This is a genomic window from Streptomyces shenzhenensis (assembly GCF_003688995.1).
In the GTDB taxonomy this organism is placed as follows: domain Bacteria; phylum Actinomycetota; class Actinomycetes; order Streptomycetales; family Streptomycetaceae; genus Streptomyces; species Streptomyces shenzhenensis_A.
In genome coordinates, this window is record NZ_PENI01000010.1 from 172,659 (window position 1) to 189,128 (window position 16,470).

Below are 16,470 nucleotides of genomic sequence, written 5' to 3' on the forward strand. Positions count from 1 at the left end.
TCAGGCGAAGACGAACGAGATGAGCGGACCCGCGGTGGCCACCAGCACGCAGCCGCCGAGCACCATGCCGAGGCGGCTCATGTGCTCCGAACTCTCGCCGCGCTTCAGGGAGATGGCCATCATCGCGCCGGTGACCAGCACTCCGGCGACGCCGGCGGCGGTACCGGCCCAGGCGGCGATGCCGAGCACGGTGTTGACCTTCTCGGTCAGTTCGCCGGGCGCCTGCCGCGTCGGGTTGGGCACGTCGGCGGCGAGCAGCGATGCCTTGTACAACAGTGAGGAGGACATGGGGATTCTCCGGGTGGGTCGGCGTCCGCCGGACGGCGGGCGCGGGGTGGTGAGCGGTACGGAAACAGGCGGGGTACGGAGCGCGGGCGGCATGGAAGGCCGAGCGGGGCGCCCCGTCGGGGGTCAGTGGAGCGACAGGTCCCCGAGGGCGGCGACGAGCGGTCCGGCGCAGGTGGCGAGGAGGCTGGCGAGGGTGACGAAGAAGACACCGCGGAAGTGCTCGCCGCCCTCTCCCGGGTCACCCCGGCGCAGCTGGAGGGCCATCTGGATGCCGACGATGATCAGCCCGCCGACCCCGGCGGCCGAGGCGCACCAGGCGAGCATCCCGAGGATGTCGGTGGTCTCCCCGTTCGCGTTGGGGTTGAAGGAGTCGGCCAGCAGGTGCCCGTGGCGCAGCAGAGGGTTCATGACAGGGATTCCTCGGGGTGGATGTCGGCGCCCACCAGCTGGGCAAGGGTGCCGAGCTGCCGGGGCGGGGTACGCGGCCGGCCGCCCGTCCGCCAGGCCGGAATCCAGGGCACCCGGTGCACATGGGCGGCGGAGCGGATGACCCGGATACGGCGCAGCAGGCTGAGCGGCAGCCGTCCCGGGGCGTCGGCGACGAGCACCACGGCCAGCAGGTCGAGCCCCTGCGGGGCGTTGCCGTCGCGCAGCGCGCCCAGCGCCTGGGACACGGCCCGCAGACCGCGCGCACTGGTCCGGCCGACCAGCACGATCCGGCCCGGCTCCCCCCGGGCGGGCTCCGGCCAGCGGGCTCCCACGTCGACCCCGCCGAGCAGCTCGCACAGGGAGGACGCCCCCGCGCCGCCGTGCGCCTTGACCCACCCGATCTCGTTCCGCTCCTGCTTCTGCGTCCGCCCCGGCCCCCGTCCGGCGGCCCGGGGCCGCTGGAGCTCACCCCAGCCGGCGTCGCCGCCTCGGGGGCCCGCGGCGCGGCGCGGGGGCGGGGACTGGGGGGAGGAAGGAGCCGGGGGAGCGACGGTCCGCGGGGGAGCGGGAGCCGGCGGAGTGGCGGCCGGACGAGGAGCCGCGGCAGGAGTGGGCGTCGGACGAGGACCCGCGGCAGGCGGGGCCGGTGTCGGACCGGGTGCCGGTGAAGGTGGCTGCGAGCGGCCGGACTTGGGCCCCCGCACCCAGGACTGCGGCCCCGGCGGCGTCACCGGGGGAGTGCCCGTGGGCGACCCGTTCCGCTGCTGACTCATGCTTCCGCTGCTCTGGCTCATATGGTTTCCACCGGTTTGAACTTCTTTGCCCTGGGCCCCGTTTGATCTCCCGGGCTCGTCGGACAGCACAACGGGCCGTCCGGGCAGAGCGGTTCAAGGTGAGGGGAAGAAGGCGGGCGCGAATGAGCGCGGACATGGGAGAGAAGGGCGGCGACGGCGACGGCGGCGAGAGCGGTGTCGCGAAGACCGTACGGAACACCGGAGTGGCCGTCCTGGGCTTCGGCTGCCTGCTGTTGCCTGTGGTCCTGGTGGGCGGCGCGGTCGTGGTGATCATCTTCGGTGGACTCGGTGTCCTGCTGGCCCCGCTCATCGCGCTGATCCTGCTGTTCGGCGGGGGCGGCGGAAGCCACAGCGACGCCGACAACGAGGCCACGGCGAACGAGGTGGTGGCCATCATGCAGGGCGACGGCAAGGACCCGCTGGACGAGAGCACCGTCCCCGAGGACCTGGTGCAGCCCATCGAGGACGCCGGCAAGGAGTGCGAGACCATCGGCCCGGTCGTCATCGTGTCGCAGATCGAGTTCGCGTCCGGATACAACTCGAAGATGGTCGGCCCCGACGGCGAGAAGGGCATCTCCCAGCTGCCGCCCGCGGTCTTCGAGAAGTACGGCAAGGACGACGACGACAACGGCAAGGTGTCCGCCGAGGACGACGTGGACTCGATCCGGGCGCAGGGCCGCTTCATGTGCGACCTGGCCGACGAGGCGCAGAACGCGCTCGACACGGCCAAGGTCAAGGGCAATGTCCTGGACCTCACCCTGGCGGCGTACAAGGTCGGCATGGACGCGGTGCTGGCGGCGAAGGGCGTACCGCAGACGAACGAGGCCCTGGGCTATGTCGCCGCCGTCCGCGCCCAGTTCGCGAAGTACGCGGGTGTGGCCGCGCCCCCGCCCGGCGCCACCCCCGGCGTGACCCCCACCCCGACGGAGACCAGGAAGACGACGACCTCATGACAGAAGGGCCGCCCATGATCCGCTTCGACGTGCACATCTCCGACCAGGGCCGGGCGGAGATCGACGGCCGCCCGGTCGTGGCCGCACCGGGGGACTCGATGCACGAGGCGGTGCTGGACGAACTCCAGCGCCACGCGGAGGTCCACGGCACACCGGTGGAGGCCACGGTGAACGACATCGCGGGGGCCACGCACTTCGTACTGGAGGTGTCACCGGACGGTTCGAGCAGGGTCCTGGTGCGGGAGGAGGAACCGGCGGGGACACCGGAGCCGGAGCCTGCGCCGGAGCCCTCCCCGCGGTCGGCGATAGCGCAGGCGGTGGCCCGGGCGAGAGCCACAGCGGTGGCGCACGGGACACCGCCCCCGCGACGGGCGAGGGTGGGAGCAGCCGAGATAGCAGCGCCGTCACCCGCCCCGGACATATCGGCGGACCTGGCAGAACGCATAGGAAAAATAAACGAGTCGGCGCAGGCGGGCCGGCTGGACGAGGCGTACGCGGACGCGACGGCGCTGACGGAGAGCGTGACGGGCCGGTCGGGCGTGGCCCACCCGCACGCGCTGGAGGCGAGATCGGTCGAGGCGTATCTGGCCCATCTGCGAGGCGACCACAGAGCGGCCACGGTCCTGGCGTTGACCGTGGCAAGGATCCGCTGCGGGGCGGGGGACGACCGGGCTCCGGAGGACGTGGCGAGGGCGGCGGCGGCCTGGCAACGCCTGGAGGACGACAGGGCGGCGGTGGTCCACGGCTACGAGCTGCTGCACATGTGGGACAGATTGCACAGCAAGGGCCTGCTGCCGCCGGGTCACGCGGAGCTGGCGGACCGGGTGCGCGGCCATGTGGCGGAGCTGGAGGCGTACGGCCAGGGCGGCTTGAGCAAGGCTTGAGCTTGGCCCGAGGAGGACCGGGCGCGGCGCGGCAGGCGCAGAAGGCACGGGGACCAGCGGGTCCACGGCGCCGTACAACGACCGTCAACCGAACGTGGAACACGCACCGGAACACTCCCCTCCCCCGGAGGCCCGGCCCGCACCTGGGCCGGCCTTCCCAAGGAGCGGAGCACACGATGAACGTGATGGTCATAGGTTCGGCCGGCGCGATATCCCCCGAGGAACGCGCGCTGCGCGAGCTGTACGTGGAGCACGGCCCGGCGCTCTACACGTATGTACTGCGCCTGCTGGGCGGGGACACGCACCGGACCGAGGACATCATCCAGGAGACGCTGCTGCGCTGCTGGAACAAGCAGAACCTGGTCGACGACGAGAGCATGGCCGTACGCCCGTGGATGTTCCGGGTGGCCCGCAATCTCGTCATCGACGCCCACCGCACGAAGATGGCCAGGCCCCTGGAGATCAGCGGCGCGGCATGGCTGACCGAGCTGGGCGCCGAGGCGGACGACATCGAGCGCATGCTGTCGTCCATCGTCCTCCACGACGCCCTGAACTCCCTGACCCCGGCCCACCGAGAGGCCCTCCAGGCCACCTTCTTCGCCGACAGCACCACCCAACAGGCGGCAGAGGACCTGGGCGTCCCCCAGGGCACGGTCAAGTCCCGCGTGTACTACGCACTACGAAGCCTCCGCTCAGCACTGGAGGAACGAGGAGTCCATTGGTGACCCACCCCGCACCGCAGCGCCGGCCGTCACCACCCGGAGCCCGCCGACGACGGGACGGTGCATGGCCCTTACCGTTCTCCTCTGGGATCGGCAGCGTTCGCCCGGTGCTGTTTGTGCTTCGTCCGCCTGTCGTGATGTCTTCATCGCCCTGGGCAGCGGTCCGGAGCGCCGCTACTGCTCCCGGCGCTGCGCGACCCGTGAGCGTGTGGCGGCTCACCGCGCTCGCGCCACGGGTGGCCCCGCACAGCCCCGTTGACACCCGGCGGGCACGGTCGCAGACTCACGGGGCGGACCGGTGAAGGTGACTTCGCTCCGTGCATGCGTGCGCGAACGACGCCCCTGGAAGGGAACGGCCGATGCGTACCGCCGTCGGCATCATCGGAGCCGGTCCCGCCGGACTTCTCCTCGCGCGGCTGCTGCACCTCGCCGGCATCGACTCGGTCGTCCTGGAGAGCCGCGACCGCGCCTATGTCGAGCACCGCCAGCGGGCCGGGATCCTGGAGCAGGGCACGGTCGACGCGCTGCGCGCGGCGGGCGCCGGAGCGCGCATGGACCGCGAGGGGTTGCGGCACGACGGGATCGAGCTGCGGTTCGCCGGGCGGCGCCACCGCGTCGACTTCTCCGGGCTGGCCGGCGGACGGTCCGTGATGGTGTACGCGCAGACGGAGGTGTGCAAGGACCTCATCGCCCTCCAGACGAAGGAGGGCGGTCCGCTGCTGTTCGAGGCGGAGGCGCTCGCCGTGGAGGGCGCCGACACCGACCGCCCGCGCATACGGTTCCGGCACGCCGGGCGCGAGGACGTCCTGGAGTGCGACTACGCCGTCGGCTGCGACGGCTTCCGGGGCGTGGCCCGCGACGCCTTCCCCGCCGCCCTCACCCGGACCTTCGAACGGACGTACCCCTACGCCTGGCTGGGCATCCTCGTCGACGTCGCCCCCTCCCACGACGAACTGGTCTACGCCCGCCACGACCGGGGCTTCGCCCTGCTGTCCATGCGCTCCCCGCACGTCTCCCGCCTCTACCTCCAGGTACCCGCCGGCACCGAGGCCCACGAGTGGCGGGACGACGACATCTGGGCGGAACTGGAGCGGCGCATCGAGACCACCGACGGCCGGCGGCTGGAGCGCGGCCCGATCACCCAGAAGTCGGTCACGCCGATGCGCTCCTACGTGCACGAGCCCCTGCGGTACGGCCGTCTCCTCCTCGCGGGTGACGCCGCACACATCGTGCCGCCGACCGGCGCCAAGGGACTCAACCTCGCCGTCGGGGACGTCGTCACCCTCGCCCGGGCGCTGACGCACGAGCAGGAGACCGGCTCGGCGCGGCTCCTGGACGCCTACTCCGCGACCTGTCTGCGCCGCGTCTGGCAGGCCGAGCGGTTCTCCTACGACATGACGACCCTGCTGCACCGGGCCCCGGACGCCACCGCCTTCGAGGACCGCCTCCAACTGGCCCGGCTGGAGCGGATCGCCTCCTCCCGCGCGGCCGAGACCGACCTGGCCGAGGCGTACACGGGTTTCCCGTTCGACTGACTCCTCGGCAACGGCCCGTTACCTCGACCGGCCCAGCGCGGCCCGTCTCCGGCCGGTTTCGCCCATGTAGCGGAATCGTCATGGAACGGGACCCTCCATGGCCGGGAATGAGGCGGCCCGTTAGCGTGTTGCGCAGCACGAATGGGAAAAGATCCTCCCCAGGAACTAGGGTCAATCCTTTGCCAGCCTATTACTCTTGAGCCAAGGCCGCGCAGGGCGGCCATGGAGGAGTGAAATGAGGAGCAGTAACCCGGTCTTCTCGCGACGGGGGTTCAGCCGCGACAACGGCTACGCGGGCTTCAACACCGCGCCGCAGGCCGGGTACGCGCCGGGCAACCCCTACGCCCAAGCCGGCAACCCGTACGCCACGAACCCCTACGCCCAGCAGGACCAGCAGCACGGCGCCCCGCCGCAGGCCCCGGTCACCACCGACCGGATGACGATGGACGATGTCGTCCTGCGCTCGGCCACCACGCTCGGCGTGGTCGCCGTCGGTGCCGTCCTCGCCTGGACCCTGCTTCCGGTGTCGTCCGGCAGCTTCGGTCTCGCGATCGGCGCCGCGCTGATCGCGATGGTCCTGGCGCTGGTGCAGAGCTTCAAGCGCACCCCGTCCGTCGCGCTGATCCTGGGATACGCCGCCTTCGAGGGCGTCTTCCTCGGTGTGATCAGCGAGATGTACAACAGCCAGTGGAGCGGCGCCCCGTTCCAGGCGGTGCTCGGCACCATGGCGGTCTCGGGCGCGACCCTGCTCGTCTACAAGGCCGGCTGGATCCGCGTCACCGCCCGTTACGCCCGCATCGGCCTCGTGATCGCGATGGCGTTCGTGGCGGTCATGGCGGTCAACCTGCTCCTGGTGGCCTTCGGTGTCGCCGAGGACGGCGGTCTGCGCAGCTTCGGCCCGCTCGGTGCGATCGTGGGCATCATCGCGATCCTGCTCGGCGCGTTCTTCCTGACCCTCGACTTCAAGCAGATCGAGGACGGCATCGCCTACGGCGCCCCGCGCAACGAGGCGTGGCTGGCCGCGTTCGGTCTGACCATGACCCTCGTGTGGATCTACGTGGAGATGCTGAGGCTGGTCGCGATCTTCAGTAGCAACGACTAGCCGGCCGTACGTCGGCAGCGCGAAGGGCCCCGGGTTTCCTCCCGGGGCCCTTTCGGCGTTCCGGGTGTGCGCGGCTAGGTCCTGTCGTCAAATTCCCGTCGTTCGCCCGGAGGGCGGGCCCTGCGGCGTCGTGGGGGTCCCCCCTGGTCGAGCGGAGCCGAGAGCTTGGGGGAGCGTGCTCTCGGTGTGCCGGGCGCGGGTCCTCGTACTGGACGTACTTGGGCCTGTGTCCGGTGCGGCGAGTGGGGGTCCCCCCTGCTCGGAGAGCTCGGGGGAGCGTGCATGGCGTCGCGGGGCTGGGGGCACCTCCCGGCCGGAGGCTGGGGGAGGGAATTTGACGACAGGGCCTAGAGCAGTTTGCGCGCGGCCCTCCTCAAGTCGTACTCATGGACAAGAGCCTTGGCGTGGCCGTACGCGAGGTTGTGCTCCTGGCGGAGCCAGCTGACCTTCTCCTCGAAGCGGAAGAGGGCGGGGCCTTCCTCGACGGTGCGCAGCCAGTCGGAGACTTCACGACCGGTGCAGTGGGGGATGCGGGCGAGCAGATTGCGATGGGTCTCTTCGGAGAAGACTTGGGACATCGGCGCCTCCGGACGCATTCGAAGCCGGTCCTTCACGTCACCGTGCCTGAGCGTTGGCGTGTTGGCAACACTCCAGGTCCGACGCGTTACGCTCACCGCGTGGTTGATACGACGCCCCTGACCCGTGCCGTGGATCACTTCGCCGACCGGTTGCGGGCGGCCCCGCAGAGCCGGTTGCAGCGCAGCGCGGCTGCCGAGGCGCTGGGTCTGGCAAGGGAGTTGGCCGTGCGCGCCCAGCGGATCGAGGACCCCTCGGCGGAGCCGCGGGAGATGCCGGACGCCGGTATGTTCGCCGCCGCGGACCAGATCACCGTGGCCGGGCACGATCTGGCGCTCGTGCTCACGAGCGACGCCGAGGTGCTGGAGGCGGTGCGCCTGGTCGACGAGGCCCGCCAACGCGCGGGCGTATGAGCCGCCCCGCGGCACCCGTCCCCCGGCCCGGCTGAGGCCGATGGGCCGCTGTCCTGCCGCTGAAGGGCGCGGGCGCCGGCGTCCGAGCGCGCCCCGTCGCGGCCAGGGCTCGGTCCGGCGGTACGCCTCACGCTGAGGGCGGTGGGACGCGGTCCTGCCGGGGAAGGGATCCGATCGCCGGCGTCCGAGCGCGCCCCCTCGTGGCCAGGGAACGGCCCGGCGGTACGCCTCACGCCGAAGGCGGTGGGTCGCGGTTCTGCTGCTGGAGGGGCGCAGGTGTGTGCCCCGCTCGTTGCTCGGCTACAGGGACGCGATGACCCGGTCGGCCAGGATGTAGACGTTCTCCTCGCCGCACGCGAAGGTCAGCGTGTACGCGCCCGAGACGCCCGAGCCGCCCAGCAGGACCGGGGCCACGCCGCAGCGCAGGAACGCCGTCAGGCGTTCCGCGGTCTCGCGGTGGCCGGGAGTCATGCACAGGGTCGTGCCGTCGGCGAACACATAGACGTCGAGGGTGCCGAGGGGGCCGGGGCGCACGTCGGTCAGTTCGACGCCGGACTCGGCCAGCTCCTCCAGGGCGGTCACGGTGCGTTCGTGATCGTTCACGATCGGCGACTGCATCGGCACGAAGTCCGGATGCGAGGGATGCCGGCGGCGGGCCGCGGCCAGCTCCGGGGACTCACCGGTGAACTCGTCGACGTCCGTCACCGGGTCGGCCAGCGACTCGGCGACCGGCTCCAGGCCCGCGAAATCGGCCTGCCGGGGCAGGAACGGCTCGTTGTCGGCCAGGCCGAGCAGCGAGGGCGCGTCGGACGCGTCCCGGGCCTCCTGGGCGGCCCAGAAGGCGCGCGCCTCGGCCAGCTCCCGCTCCCGTTCCTCGGCGAGCGCCTCGGCGACGGCGGCACGTATCTGCTCGGTGTCGCTCGTGGTCCGGGCGCCGGGCAGCAGCGCGCGCGTGGCGGCTGCCTGGCTCTCCGCGAGCTGGGTGTGCAGGGCCGTGACCTGGCGGCGCAGGACGAGAACAGTGCGCAGGACGGCGACGCCCACGGCGCCCGTGGCGGCCGTGGTGATCAGCAGGGCGATCGGCATGGCGCTCACTGACGTACTCCCGGTTCAAAGTCGACCCCCGACTTCCTACATCAGCTTGAAGGATGGACTAACCAGCTGTCAGTGCGTAACGTCACGAAACGGACAGGACTTTGGGCCCGGGGTTTACCTCCACAACCGCTCTGACCTGCGGGATATCTCCCAGAAGGGAGATAGGTCACATCCTGGGGGAGATTGGATCACAAATCGGCCCGGCGTTCGGATCGTCCTCGAACGCCGGGTCCGAACAGTCACGTCGGGTCCCGCCTCGGTCACTCTGCGGAACCTCGGGCGTGATCAGCTGAGGCGCTCGATGACCATCGCCATGCCCTGGCCGCCGCCGACGCACATCGTCTCCAGGCCGAACTGCTTGTCGTGCCACTGGAGGGAATTGATGAGCGTGCCGGTGATGCGGGCGCCGGTCATCCCGAAGGGGTGGCCGACCGCGATGGCGCCGCCGTTGACGTTCAGCCTGTCGAGGTCGATGCCGAGTTCGCGGTAGGAGGGGATCACCTGGGCGGCGAACGCCTCGTTGATCTCGACCAGGTCGATGTCGTCGATGGTCAGCCCGGCGCGGCGCAGCGCCTGCCGCGAGGCCTCCACCGGGCCGAGGCCCATGATCTCGGGGGACAGTCCGGAGACGCCGGTCGACACGATCCGGGCGAGCGGGGTCAGGCCCAGCTCGCGCGCCTTGGTGTCGGACATGATGACGACCGCGGCGGCGCCGTCGTTCAGCGGACAGCAGTTGCCGGCGGTGACCAGCCCGTCCGGGCGGAAGACCGGCTTGAGGCCCTGTACACCCTCCATGGTCACGCCCGCGCGCGGACCGTCGTCCTTGCCGATCACGGTGCCGTCGGGGAGCGTCACCGGGGTGATCTCGCGCTCCCAGAAGCCGTTCTTGATGGCCTCCTCGGCGAGGTTCTGCGAGCGGACGCCGAACTCGTCCATGTCCCGGCGGGTGACGCCCTTCCAGCGGGCCAGGTTCTCGGCGGTCTGGCCCATCGCGATGTAGGCGTCGGGGACCAGGCCGTCCTCGCGCGGGTCGTGCCAGGCCGTGCCCTCCTGCCCGGCGACCGCGGCGGTGCGCGCCTCGGCCTCGGCGAAGACCGGGTTGTGCGTGTCCGGCCAGCTGTCGGAGTTGCCCTTGGCGAACCGCGAGACCATCTCGACGCCGGCCGAGATGAAGACGTCGCCCTCGCCGGCCCTGATGGCGTGCAGGGCCATCCGGCTGGTCTGCAGGGACGAGGAGCAGTAGCGGGTGACGGTGCAGCCCGGCAGGTGGTCGAGGCCCATCAGCACGGCGACGATCCGGCCGAGGTTGTTGCCCTGCTCGCCGCCGGGCAGGCCGCAGCCGAGCATGAGGTCGTCGATGTCCTTCGGGTCCAGTTCGGGGACCTTCGCCAGGGCGGCCTGGATGATCGTGGCGGTGAGGTCGTCCGGGCGCAGTTCCTTCAGCGAGCCCTTGAAGGCGCGGCCGATGGGGGAGCGGGCGGTCGAGACGATGACGGCTTCGGGCATCACGGCTCCATTGGCGTACGGGTGGGCAGGGCTGCTTGGGAAGCTACCTGTCCGTACGGTCACGGTCACCGGTGGCGCGGTGTGACACTGACCGCAGTTTTCTAAGCGCTTGCTTTCCCATCCTTCCGGTGTGTGCACGGCCGCCCGAGGGAGCGACGGCCCGCCTCACGAGGGCTGCACGGTGGGCGTGCCGGGCGCGGCGGGCGCGGACGTCGGCTCCGGCTCGCCGACCCGGCGCCGGCGCCGCCGCTTCAGCAGCGCCCAGGGCCCCCGCGGACCCGTCGGCATCGCCGCCGTGACCTCGGTGCCCGCTTCCGCCGCCGCTTCCGCCGCCGCACGGGCCACCGGCAGGAAGCCCTCGCGCCGCGACACGTCCGGGCGCTCCTCGTCCGCCGGCCACAGGCCGAGGCTCGCGCACACCGTCGGCAGCATCGCCATCGCGGCCGTGGCGTAGCCCTCCGCGGACGGGTGGTAGTTGTCCGGGCCGAACAGCTCGCGCGGGTTCGCCGCGAACTCGGGGCCGAGCAGATCGCCGAGCGACACCGTGCGGCCCCCCTGTTCCACCGCCCCGATCGTCTGGGCGGCCGCCAGCTGCCGCGAGGCCCGGCGCGCCAGCCAGCGCAGCGGCTGCTGCACCGGCTCGATGGTGCCCAGATCGGGGCAGGTGCCCACGACGACCTCGGCACCGGCCGTGCGCAGCCGCCGCACCGCCGCCGACAGATGCCGGACCGACTGCGTCGGCGGCATCCGGCGGGTCACGTCGTTCGCGCCGATCATGATCACGCAGACGTCCGGGACGGGCACGCCCGCGGACACCACCAGGGTCACCTGACGGTCCAGGTCGTCGGACTGGGCCCCCGGCAGGGCCACGTTCCGCAGCTCCACCGAACGCTCCGCCACCGCCGCCAGACCGGACGCCAGCAGCGCGCCCGGCGTCTGGCCCGCCCGGTGCACGCCCTGGCCCGCCGCCGTGGAGTCCCCGAGCAGGGCCAGCCGCAGGGGCGGCTCGCCGGGGATGTCATAGCCACGGCCGTAGAGTCCCTCAGCCGACGGGACCCGGTCGGCGGTGCCGTTGCCCACCTGGCGCTTGGCCAGCTGCACCTCGGCCAGCAGCAGCCCGACGGCGGCCGCGCCGACCAGCCCGACCCCGCCGCCGCCGTATGCCGCGCCGGCCGCGATCCGCCGGGCCACCCTCGCCCTCGACATGCTCGTCATGCGTCGCCGCCACCTCCTCGTAGCCCTACATCCACTCCTTGCCCCGTACCGCCCGTCGGTCAATCTCAACAGCGAGTGAACGGCCGTCCCGCCGGTGTCGCCGGCCTTAGGCTGACGGAACCACTAGGACCACTTCTTTGTGCAAGCAACCGGAGACAACGGTGCAATTCCACGACTCGATGATCAGCCTCGTCGGCAACACCCCGCTGCTGAGGCTCAACAGCGTGACCAAGGGGATTCGGGCGACCGTCCTGGCGAAGGTGGAGTACTTCAACCCGGGTGGAAGCGTGAAGGACCGCATCGCCCTGCGCATGATCGAGGCCGCCGAGCAGAGCGGGGAGCTGCGGCCGGGCGGCACCATTGTCGAGCCGACCAGCGGGAACACCGGCGTGGGCCTGGCGATCGTGGCGCAGCAGAAGGGTTACCGGTGCATCTTCGTGTGCCCGGACAAGGTGAGCACCGACAAGATCAATGTGCTGCGGGCGTACGGGGCCGAAGTGGTCGTCTGCCCGACCGCCGTGGCGCCCGAGCATCCGGACTCGTACTACAACGTCTCCGACCGGCTGGTGCGCGAGACCCCCGGGGCCTGGAAGCCGGACCAGTACTCCAACCCCAACAACCCGCTCTCCCACTATCACTCGACCGGACCTGAGCTGTGGGAGCAGACCGACGGCCGGATCACCCACTTCGTGGCGGGCGTCGGCACCGGCGGCACCATCTCCGGCACCGGCCGCTATCTGAAGGACGTCAGCGACGGCCGGGTCCAGGTGATCGGCGCCGACCCGGAGGGCTCCGTCTACTCCGGCGGCTCCGGGCGGCCGTACCTGGTCGAGGGCGTCGGTGAGGACTTCTGGCCGACCGCCTACGACCGGACCGTCGCCGACGAGATCGTCGCCGTGTCCGACAAGGACTCCTTCCAGATGACCCGCCGGCTGGCGAAGGAGGAGGGCCTGCTGGTGGGCGGCTCCTGCGGCATGGCGGTGGTGGCCGCGCTGCGGGTCGCCGAGCGGCTGGGCCCCGACGACATCGTCGTCGTCCTGCTGCCCGACAGCGGCCGCGGCTACCTCAGCAAGATCTTCAACGACGAGTGGATGGCCGACTACGGCTTCCTGGAGGACGAGGGCCCCAGCGCCCGCGTCGGCGACGTCCTCAACGACAAGGTGGGCGGTCACATCCCGTCCCTCGTCCATATGCACCCGGACGAGACGGTCGGCCAGGCCATCGAGGTGCTGCGCGAGTACGGCGTCTCGCAGATGCCGGTCGTGAAGCCGGGTGCCGGCCACCCCGACGTGATGGCCGCCGAGGTCGTGGGCTCGGTGGTGGAGCGGGAACTGCTCGACGCCCTGTTCAGCAAGCGGGCCTCGCTGGAGGACCCGCTGGAGAAGCACATGTGCGCCCCGCTGCCCCAGGTCGGCTCCGGCGAGCCGGTCGCCGACCTGATGTCGGTGCTCGGTACGGCGGACGCGGCGATCGTGCTCGTCGAGGGCAAGCCGACCGGTGTGGTCAGCCGGCAGGATCTGCTGGCTTTCCTCGCCAAGGGCGGAAAGCAGTAGCAAATGTCCGGTGAACCGCCGGTGTCCGCGGCGAACTTACGGTGTCCGGCGGCTTTGCAGCCGTTTCGGAAGTGGTACGAGCGCGTCACGTGCGCGCAGCACCCGCTTAACACGCGTCCGGCACATTAGTGGGTGTCGGCAGGGCGGGAGCGGCTCCCCGCCCCGGCCGGCGCCGAACGGCGCCAAGGACCTCCGGAGCGGCTCCCGGACCTCCATGGACGCCATGGACGCGCAAGCCCGGCCCTGACCCGGCCCGCGTCCCTCGCGGGGACCGCCGTCGTCCCGCCCCCCGGTAACGGGGGTGCGGCGGTCCCCGCGCACACCTCTTTCACGGCGCGCCGGGTGGTCCGGCCGGCCGTCAGTCCTCCCAGTCGTCGTCCCCGGAGGACGCGCCCGAGCGGCGGCGCGGTCGGCCGAACAGGCCCGGAGTGGTGCGCGCGGCCTGGACCGCGTTGACGCCGACGATGCCGAGCCAGGTGACGATCAGACCGGGCAGATGGCCGACGCCGCCGCCGATCGCGGACAGCGGGACCGCCAGCACCAGCGAGACGATGCCGAAGCCGAACCGCTCCCCCCAGGAGTCGGTCGGCCTGGGGGACCGGGCGCCGCGCGCGACCTGCATCTGCTGCTCGGCGAGGTGCCGGCGCATCCGGCGCTCCACCGCGCCGTCGATGCGCTGGTCGACCTTCTCCAGGAACGAGTCGACCAGCGCGGACTCGTACTCCTCGCCGAGTTCCCGGCGCGCCTGGAGGGTGGCGTCGAGTTCCTTCTTCAGGTCGGCGTCCCGTGCCTCGATTCCGGTCATACGGGCCACCGTAGGGGGCCGGGCCGTCCGCCGCACGGGGGCTAGCCCCCCTCTTGCCCCGGCGTCAGGGCAGCAGGGAGACGAGCCCGGTGCCGAGGTCGCAGCGGGCCGCCGCGACATGCGCAGGTGTGAACGCCGGGTCCGCGCGGATCGCGTCCCGGACCCAGGTGGTGTGGGCGCGCATGGCGTGCTCGGCCCAGTCGCCGGGGACCGCCCGGGTCCTGCGGGCCGCGGGGATGATCTCCGCGACGAGCAGCCGCAGGTGCCCCGGCACCGGCGCGCCCGTCCGCAGATGCTCCAGGGTGGCGGCGACGGCACCGCAGCGCTCGTGCCCGAGCACCAGCACGAGGGGGATGCGCAGGTGCTCCACGCCGTACTGGACGGAGGCGAGCACCGCCTCGTCGAGCACCTGGCCGGCGGTCCGGGTGCACAGCAGGTCCCCGAGCCCCTGGTCGAAGACCAGTTCCGGCGGCACGCGGGAGTCGATGCAGCCCACCACCGCGGCGATGGGGCGCTGCTCGGCGGCGAGCACATGGCGCTGTCTGCGGTCGCCGTGCGGATGGCGGGGGCGGCCGGTGGCGTAGCGGCGGTTGCCGGCGAGCAGCGCGTCCAGGGCGGCGGGCGCGGTGTGCGGCGGACGGGAGGAGGGGCCGGGCGTGGCCGCCGCCGGTGTCGCGGGGGCGGCGGCCAGCGCGCCGACGGCGGTGGCCGTCAGGAAGGCCCTGCGGTTCGGGACCATGACGCTTCCTCGGGGTTGTGCGTGCTGCGCATTTCACGATATGCACATGTCCCGGCACCCTGAGTGGCTGTTCGGTGTTCCTCGGCCGGCTGCCCGGTGCATCGGCGCCCTCGCGATACCGCCGCTCGACCGGTCACCGGCGCGGACGTCCTCCGCTCCGGCGCGCGGGCCGCGCGGCGCCGCGCCACCGGCCGGAACTCTGCGCCGTACGGCGCCGGAACGCAGCGCGGGAGCACGGCGCCGGGGCAGCCGGCTACTTCAGGAGGCCGTGCCGGCGCGCGTACGCGGTCGCCACGTCCTCCGGGTCCTTCTTGTCCTTGTCCACCTGGCGGTTGAGCTCGGTGAGCTGGGCGGTGGTGAGGACGTTGCCGAGCCGGGCGAGGGCCCGCCGGACCGTCGCGTCGGCCTTGCGGTCGGCGATGAGCGGGACGACGTGCTGGCCGGGGATGAGGTTCTTCGGGTCGGTGAGCACCACCCAGCCGTTGGCCTGGATGTCGGTGTCGGTGGTGAAGAGGTTCGCCACGTCCACGTCGCCCTTCTTGAGGGCGCCCTTGACCAGCGGACCGGACGAGTCGAGCGACTTGAACTCCTTGAACTCCACCCCGTACACCTCCTTCAGGCCGACCACGCCCACCTGGCGCTTCTTCACCTCGGGCGCGGCGCCGACGACCAGCCGGCCGTTCTGCTTCTTCAGGTCGGCGAGCGAGGTCAGGCCGTACTTCCGGGCGGTCTCCCGGGTGACGACGAAGGCGTCCGAGTCCTCCGCCATGCCGTACGGCAGGACCTGGAGCCCGGCGGGCAGCGCGACCGTGAGGGCGTTCTGCATCGCGCCCTCCTCCGTGGCCGTCGCCTTCGGAGCGAGGTAGTGCAGCAGGGCGCCCTGGTACTCGGGCAGCAGATCGATGTCGCCGCCCTTGAGGGCGGGGATGAGGATCTCGCGGGTGCCGAGGTTGGGGCGGACCGTGGCCTTCACGCCGGCCCCGGTGAGCGCGGCCGCGTAGAGGTGGCCCAGCACCTGGTTCTCGGTGAAGTTGGCGGTGCCGATGGTGACGCCGCCCTTGCTGGAGCCGCCGCCACCGGAGGCGCCGCCCTCGCCGTCGAGGGAGGTGATGCCGCCCGCGCACGCGGACAGGGCGGGGACGGAGGCGGCCGCGAACAGGCCGCCGAGGAGCGTACGTCGGTTCATGGTCTGGGATCCCTAGGCGGTGCGGTGTCGGAAGAGGAAGCGCTGCAGGCCGGCCAGGGCCACGTCCAGGACGACGGCGACCACGGCGACGAGGACCGCGCCGCCGAGCACCTGCACGAGGTCGCGCTGGGCGAGCCCGTCGAAGACGTAGCGGCCGAGACCGCCGAAGGAGACGTACGCGGCGATCGTGGCCGTGGCCACCACCTGGATGAGGGCGAGCCGCAGGCCCGTCATGATCAGCGGGAGGGCGAGCGGCAGCTCCACCTGGCGGAGGACCTGGTGGCCGCGCATGCCCTGGCCGCGCGCCGCGTCCTTGACGTCCGGGTCGACGGCGGTCATGCCGGCGTAGGTGTTGGTGACGATCGCCGGGACCGCGAGGGCGACCAGCGCGATGTACACCGGCCACATGGACAGGCCGCTGGCCAGGAAGACCAGGACGACCAGGCCGACGGTGGGCAGCGCGCGGCCGAAGGACGCGAGGTTGATCGCGACGAACGCGCCCTTGCCGGTGTGGCCGATCAGCAGTCCGAGCGGGAGGCCGATGGCGGCCGCGATGAGCGTGGCCAGGAGGGAGTACTGGAGGTGCTCGGCGAGGCGGTGCGCGATGCCGTCGCCGCCGGACCACTGAGCGCCGCTGGTCAGCCAGGTGCCGAGGTTCTTGAAGAGTTCGTACAT

At 72.0% G+C, this 16,470-nt stretch carries 18 protein-coding genes and 1 pseudogene; 8 read left to right on the plus strand and 11 right to left on the minus strand.

Annotated features, from left to right (window positions below):
- The 3 genes from CTZ28_RS18180 to CTZ28_RS49545 all read right to left on the minus strand — a co-directional run bounded on the left by CTZ28_RS18180 (position 1) and on the right by CTZ28_RS49545 (position 1,049).
- Positions 1 to 288 carry a hypothetical protein gene (locus tag CTZ28_RS18180; RefSeq protein WP_121890475.1) on the minus strand — a complete coding sequence of 96 codons (288 nt, stop codon included), beginning with the start codon at positions 286 to 288 and terminating at the stop codon, positions 1 to 3.
- Positions 289 to 411: 123 nt separating this feature from the next.
- Entirely contained in the window at positions 412 to 696 is a 285-nt protein-coding gene (locus CTZ28_RS18185; protein ID WP_121890476.1) for a hypothetical protein, read from the minus strand.
- Entirely contained in the window at positions 693 to 1,049 is a 357-nt protein-coding gene (locus CTZ28_RS49545; protein WP_259471682.1) for a hypothetical protein, read from the minus strand. Before CTZ28_RS49545 ends, CTZ28_RS18185 begins: the two co-directional genes overlap by 4 nt.
- Before the next feature lie 584 nt (positions 1,050 to 1,633).
- On the opposite strand from CTZ28_RS49545, the gene CTZ28_RS18195 reads away from it, so the two are divergent.
- The 6 genes and pseudogenes from CTZ28_RS18195 to CTZ28_RS18220 all read left to right on the plus strand — a co-directional run bounded on the left by CTZ28_RS18195 (position 1,634) and on the right by CTZ28_RS18220 (position 6,707).
- Positions 1,634 to 2,464: a lysozyme family protein gene (locus CTZ28_RS18195; protein WP_121890477.1), complete on the plus strand. Its 831-nt coding sequence runs from the start codon at positions 1,634 to 1,636 to the stop codon at positions 2,462 to 2,464.
- A gap of 14 nt (positions 2,465 to 2,478) precedes the next feature.
- Entirely contained in the window at positions 2,479 to 3,348 is an 870-nt protein-coding gene (locus CTZ28_RS18200) for a hypothetical protein (protein WP_121890478.1), read from the plus strand.
- 176 nt (positions 3,349 to 3,524) lie between these two features.
- Positions 3,525 to 4,073, plus strand: coding sequence for a sigma-70 family RNA polymerase sigma factor (locus CTZ28_RS18205; protein ID WP_121890479.1), 549 nt, complete (start codon positions 3,525 to 3,527; stop codon positions 4,071 to 4,073).
- 58 nt (positions 4,074 to 4,131) lie between these two features.
- Positions 4,132 to 4,329: pseudogene (locus CTZ28_RS18210) on the plus strand (CGNR zinc finger domain-containing protein); the annotation flags it as partial.
- Positions 4,330 to 4,429: 100 nt separating this feature from the next.
- Positions 4,430 to 5,605 (plus strand): 4-hydroxybenzoate 3-monooxygenase, encoded by a 1,176-nt coding sequence (locus tag CTZ28_RS18215; protein ID WP_121890480.1) that lies wholly within the window; start codon positions 4,430 to 4,432, stop codon positions 5,603 to 5,605.
- Positions 5,606 to 5,840: 235 nt separating this feature from the next.
- Positions 5,841 to 6,707 carry a Bax inhibitor-1/YccA family protein gene (locus CTZ28_RS18220; RefSeq protein WP_121890481.1) on the plus strand — a complete coding sequence of 289 codons (867 nt, stop codon included), beginning with the start codon at positions 5,841 to 5,843 and terminating at the stop codon, positions 6,705 to 6,707.
- Between the two features lie 347 nt (positions 6,708 to 7,054).
- Here CTZ28_RS18220 and CTZ28_RS18225 read toward each other — a convergent pair whose 3' ends face one another.
- Positions 7,055 to 7,285 carry a DUF4287 domain-containing protein gene (locus tag CTZ28_RS18225; RefSeq protein ID WP_121890605.1) on the minus strand — a complete coding sequence of 77 codons (231 nt, stop codon included), beginning with the start codon at positions 7,283 to 7,285 and terminating at the stop codon, positions 7,055 to 7,057.
- Positions 7,286 to 7,384: 99 nt separating this feature from the next.
- Between CTZ28_RS18225 and CTZ28_RS18230 the strand changes: the two genes are divergently transcribed.
- Positions 7,385 to 7,696 (plus strand): hypothetical protein, encoded by a 312-nt coding sequence (locus CTZ28_RS18230; protein ID WP_183154451.1) that lies wholly within the window; start codon positions 7,385 to 7,387, stop codon positions 7,694 to 7,696.
- A gap of 300 nt (positions 7,697 to 7,996) precedes the next feature.
- Here CTZ28_RS18230 and CTZ28_RS18235 read toward each other — a convergent pair whose 3' ends face one another.
- The 3 genes from CTZ28_RS18235 to CTZ28_RS18245 all read right to left on the minus strand — a co-directional run bounded on the left by CTZ28_RS18235 (position 7,997) and on the right by CTZ28_RS18245 (position 11,512).
- Positions 7,997 to 8,791, minus strand: coding sequence for a hypothetical protein (locus CTZ28_RS18235; RefSeq protein WP_121890483.1), 795 nt, complete (start codon positions 8,789 to 8,791; stop codon positions 7,997 to 7,999).
- Between the two features lie 285 nt (positions 8,792 to 9,076).
- A complete protein-coding gene (locus tag CTZ28_RS18240; protein WP_121890484.1) occupies positions 9,077 to 10,297 on the minus strand; it encodes an acetyl-CoA C-acetyltransferase in 1,221 nt (406 codons plus the stop codon).
- A 165-nt stretch (positions 10,298 to 10,462) separates the two neighbouring features.
- The gene (locus CTZ28_RS18245) at positions 10,463 to 11,512 is read right to left on the minus strand and encodes an SGNH/GDSL hydrolase family protein (RefSeq protein ID WP_183154452.1); all 1,050 of its coding nucleotides are present in this window, start codon (positions 11,510 to 11,512) and stop codon (positions 10,463 to 10,465) included.
- Positions 11,513 to 11,673: 161 nt separating this feature from the next.
- Here CTZ28_RS18245 and CTZ28_RS18250 point away from each other — a divergent pair, with 161 nt between their 5' ends.
- Positions 11,674 to 13,065, plus strand: a complete 1,392-nt coding sequence (locus tag CTZ28_RS18250; RefSeq protein ID WP_121890486.1) for a cystathionine beta-synthase — start codon at positions 11,674 to 11,676, stop codon at positions 13,063 to 13,065.
- Positions 13,066 to 13,423: 358 nt separating this feature from the next.
- Here CTZ28_RS18250 and CTZ28_RS18255 read toward each other — a convergent pair whose 3' ends face one another.
- The 4 genes from CTZ28_RS18255 to CTZ28_RS18270 form a co-directional block, all read right to left on the minus strand.
- Complete coding sequence (locus CTZ28_RS18255; protein ID WP_121890487.1) at positions 13,424 to 13,870, minus strand: hypothetical protein; 447 nt, start codon at positions 13,868 to 13,870, stop codon at positions 13,424 to 13,426.
- 64 nt (positions 13,871 to 13,934) lie between these two features.
- The gene (locus CTZ28_RS18260; RefSeq protein ID WP_121890488.1) at positions 13,935 to 14,609 is read right to left on the minus strand and encodes a carbonic anhydrase; all 675 of its coding nucleotides are present in this window, start codon (positions 14,607 to 14,609) and stop codon (positions 13,935 to 13,937) included.
- A gap of 253 nt (positions 14,610 to 14,862) precedes the next feature.
- On the minus strand, positions 14,863 to 15,795 hold the full coding sequence (locus CTZ28_RS18265; protein WP_121890489.1) for an ABC transporter substrate-binding protein: 933 nt from the start codon (positions 15,793 to 15,795) through the stop codon (positions 14,863 to 14,865).
- Between the two features lie 12 nt (positions 15,796 to 15,807).
- Positions 15,808 to 16,470 (minus strand): ABC transporter permease, encoded by a 663-nt coding sequence (locus tag CTZ28_RS18270; protein ID WP_121890490.1) that lies wholly within the window; start codon positions 16,468 to 16,470, stop codon positions 15,808 to 15,810.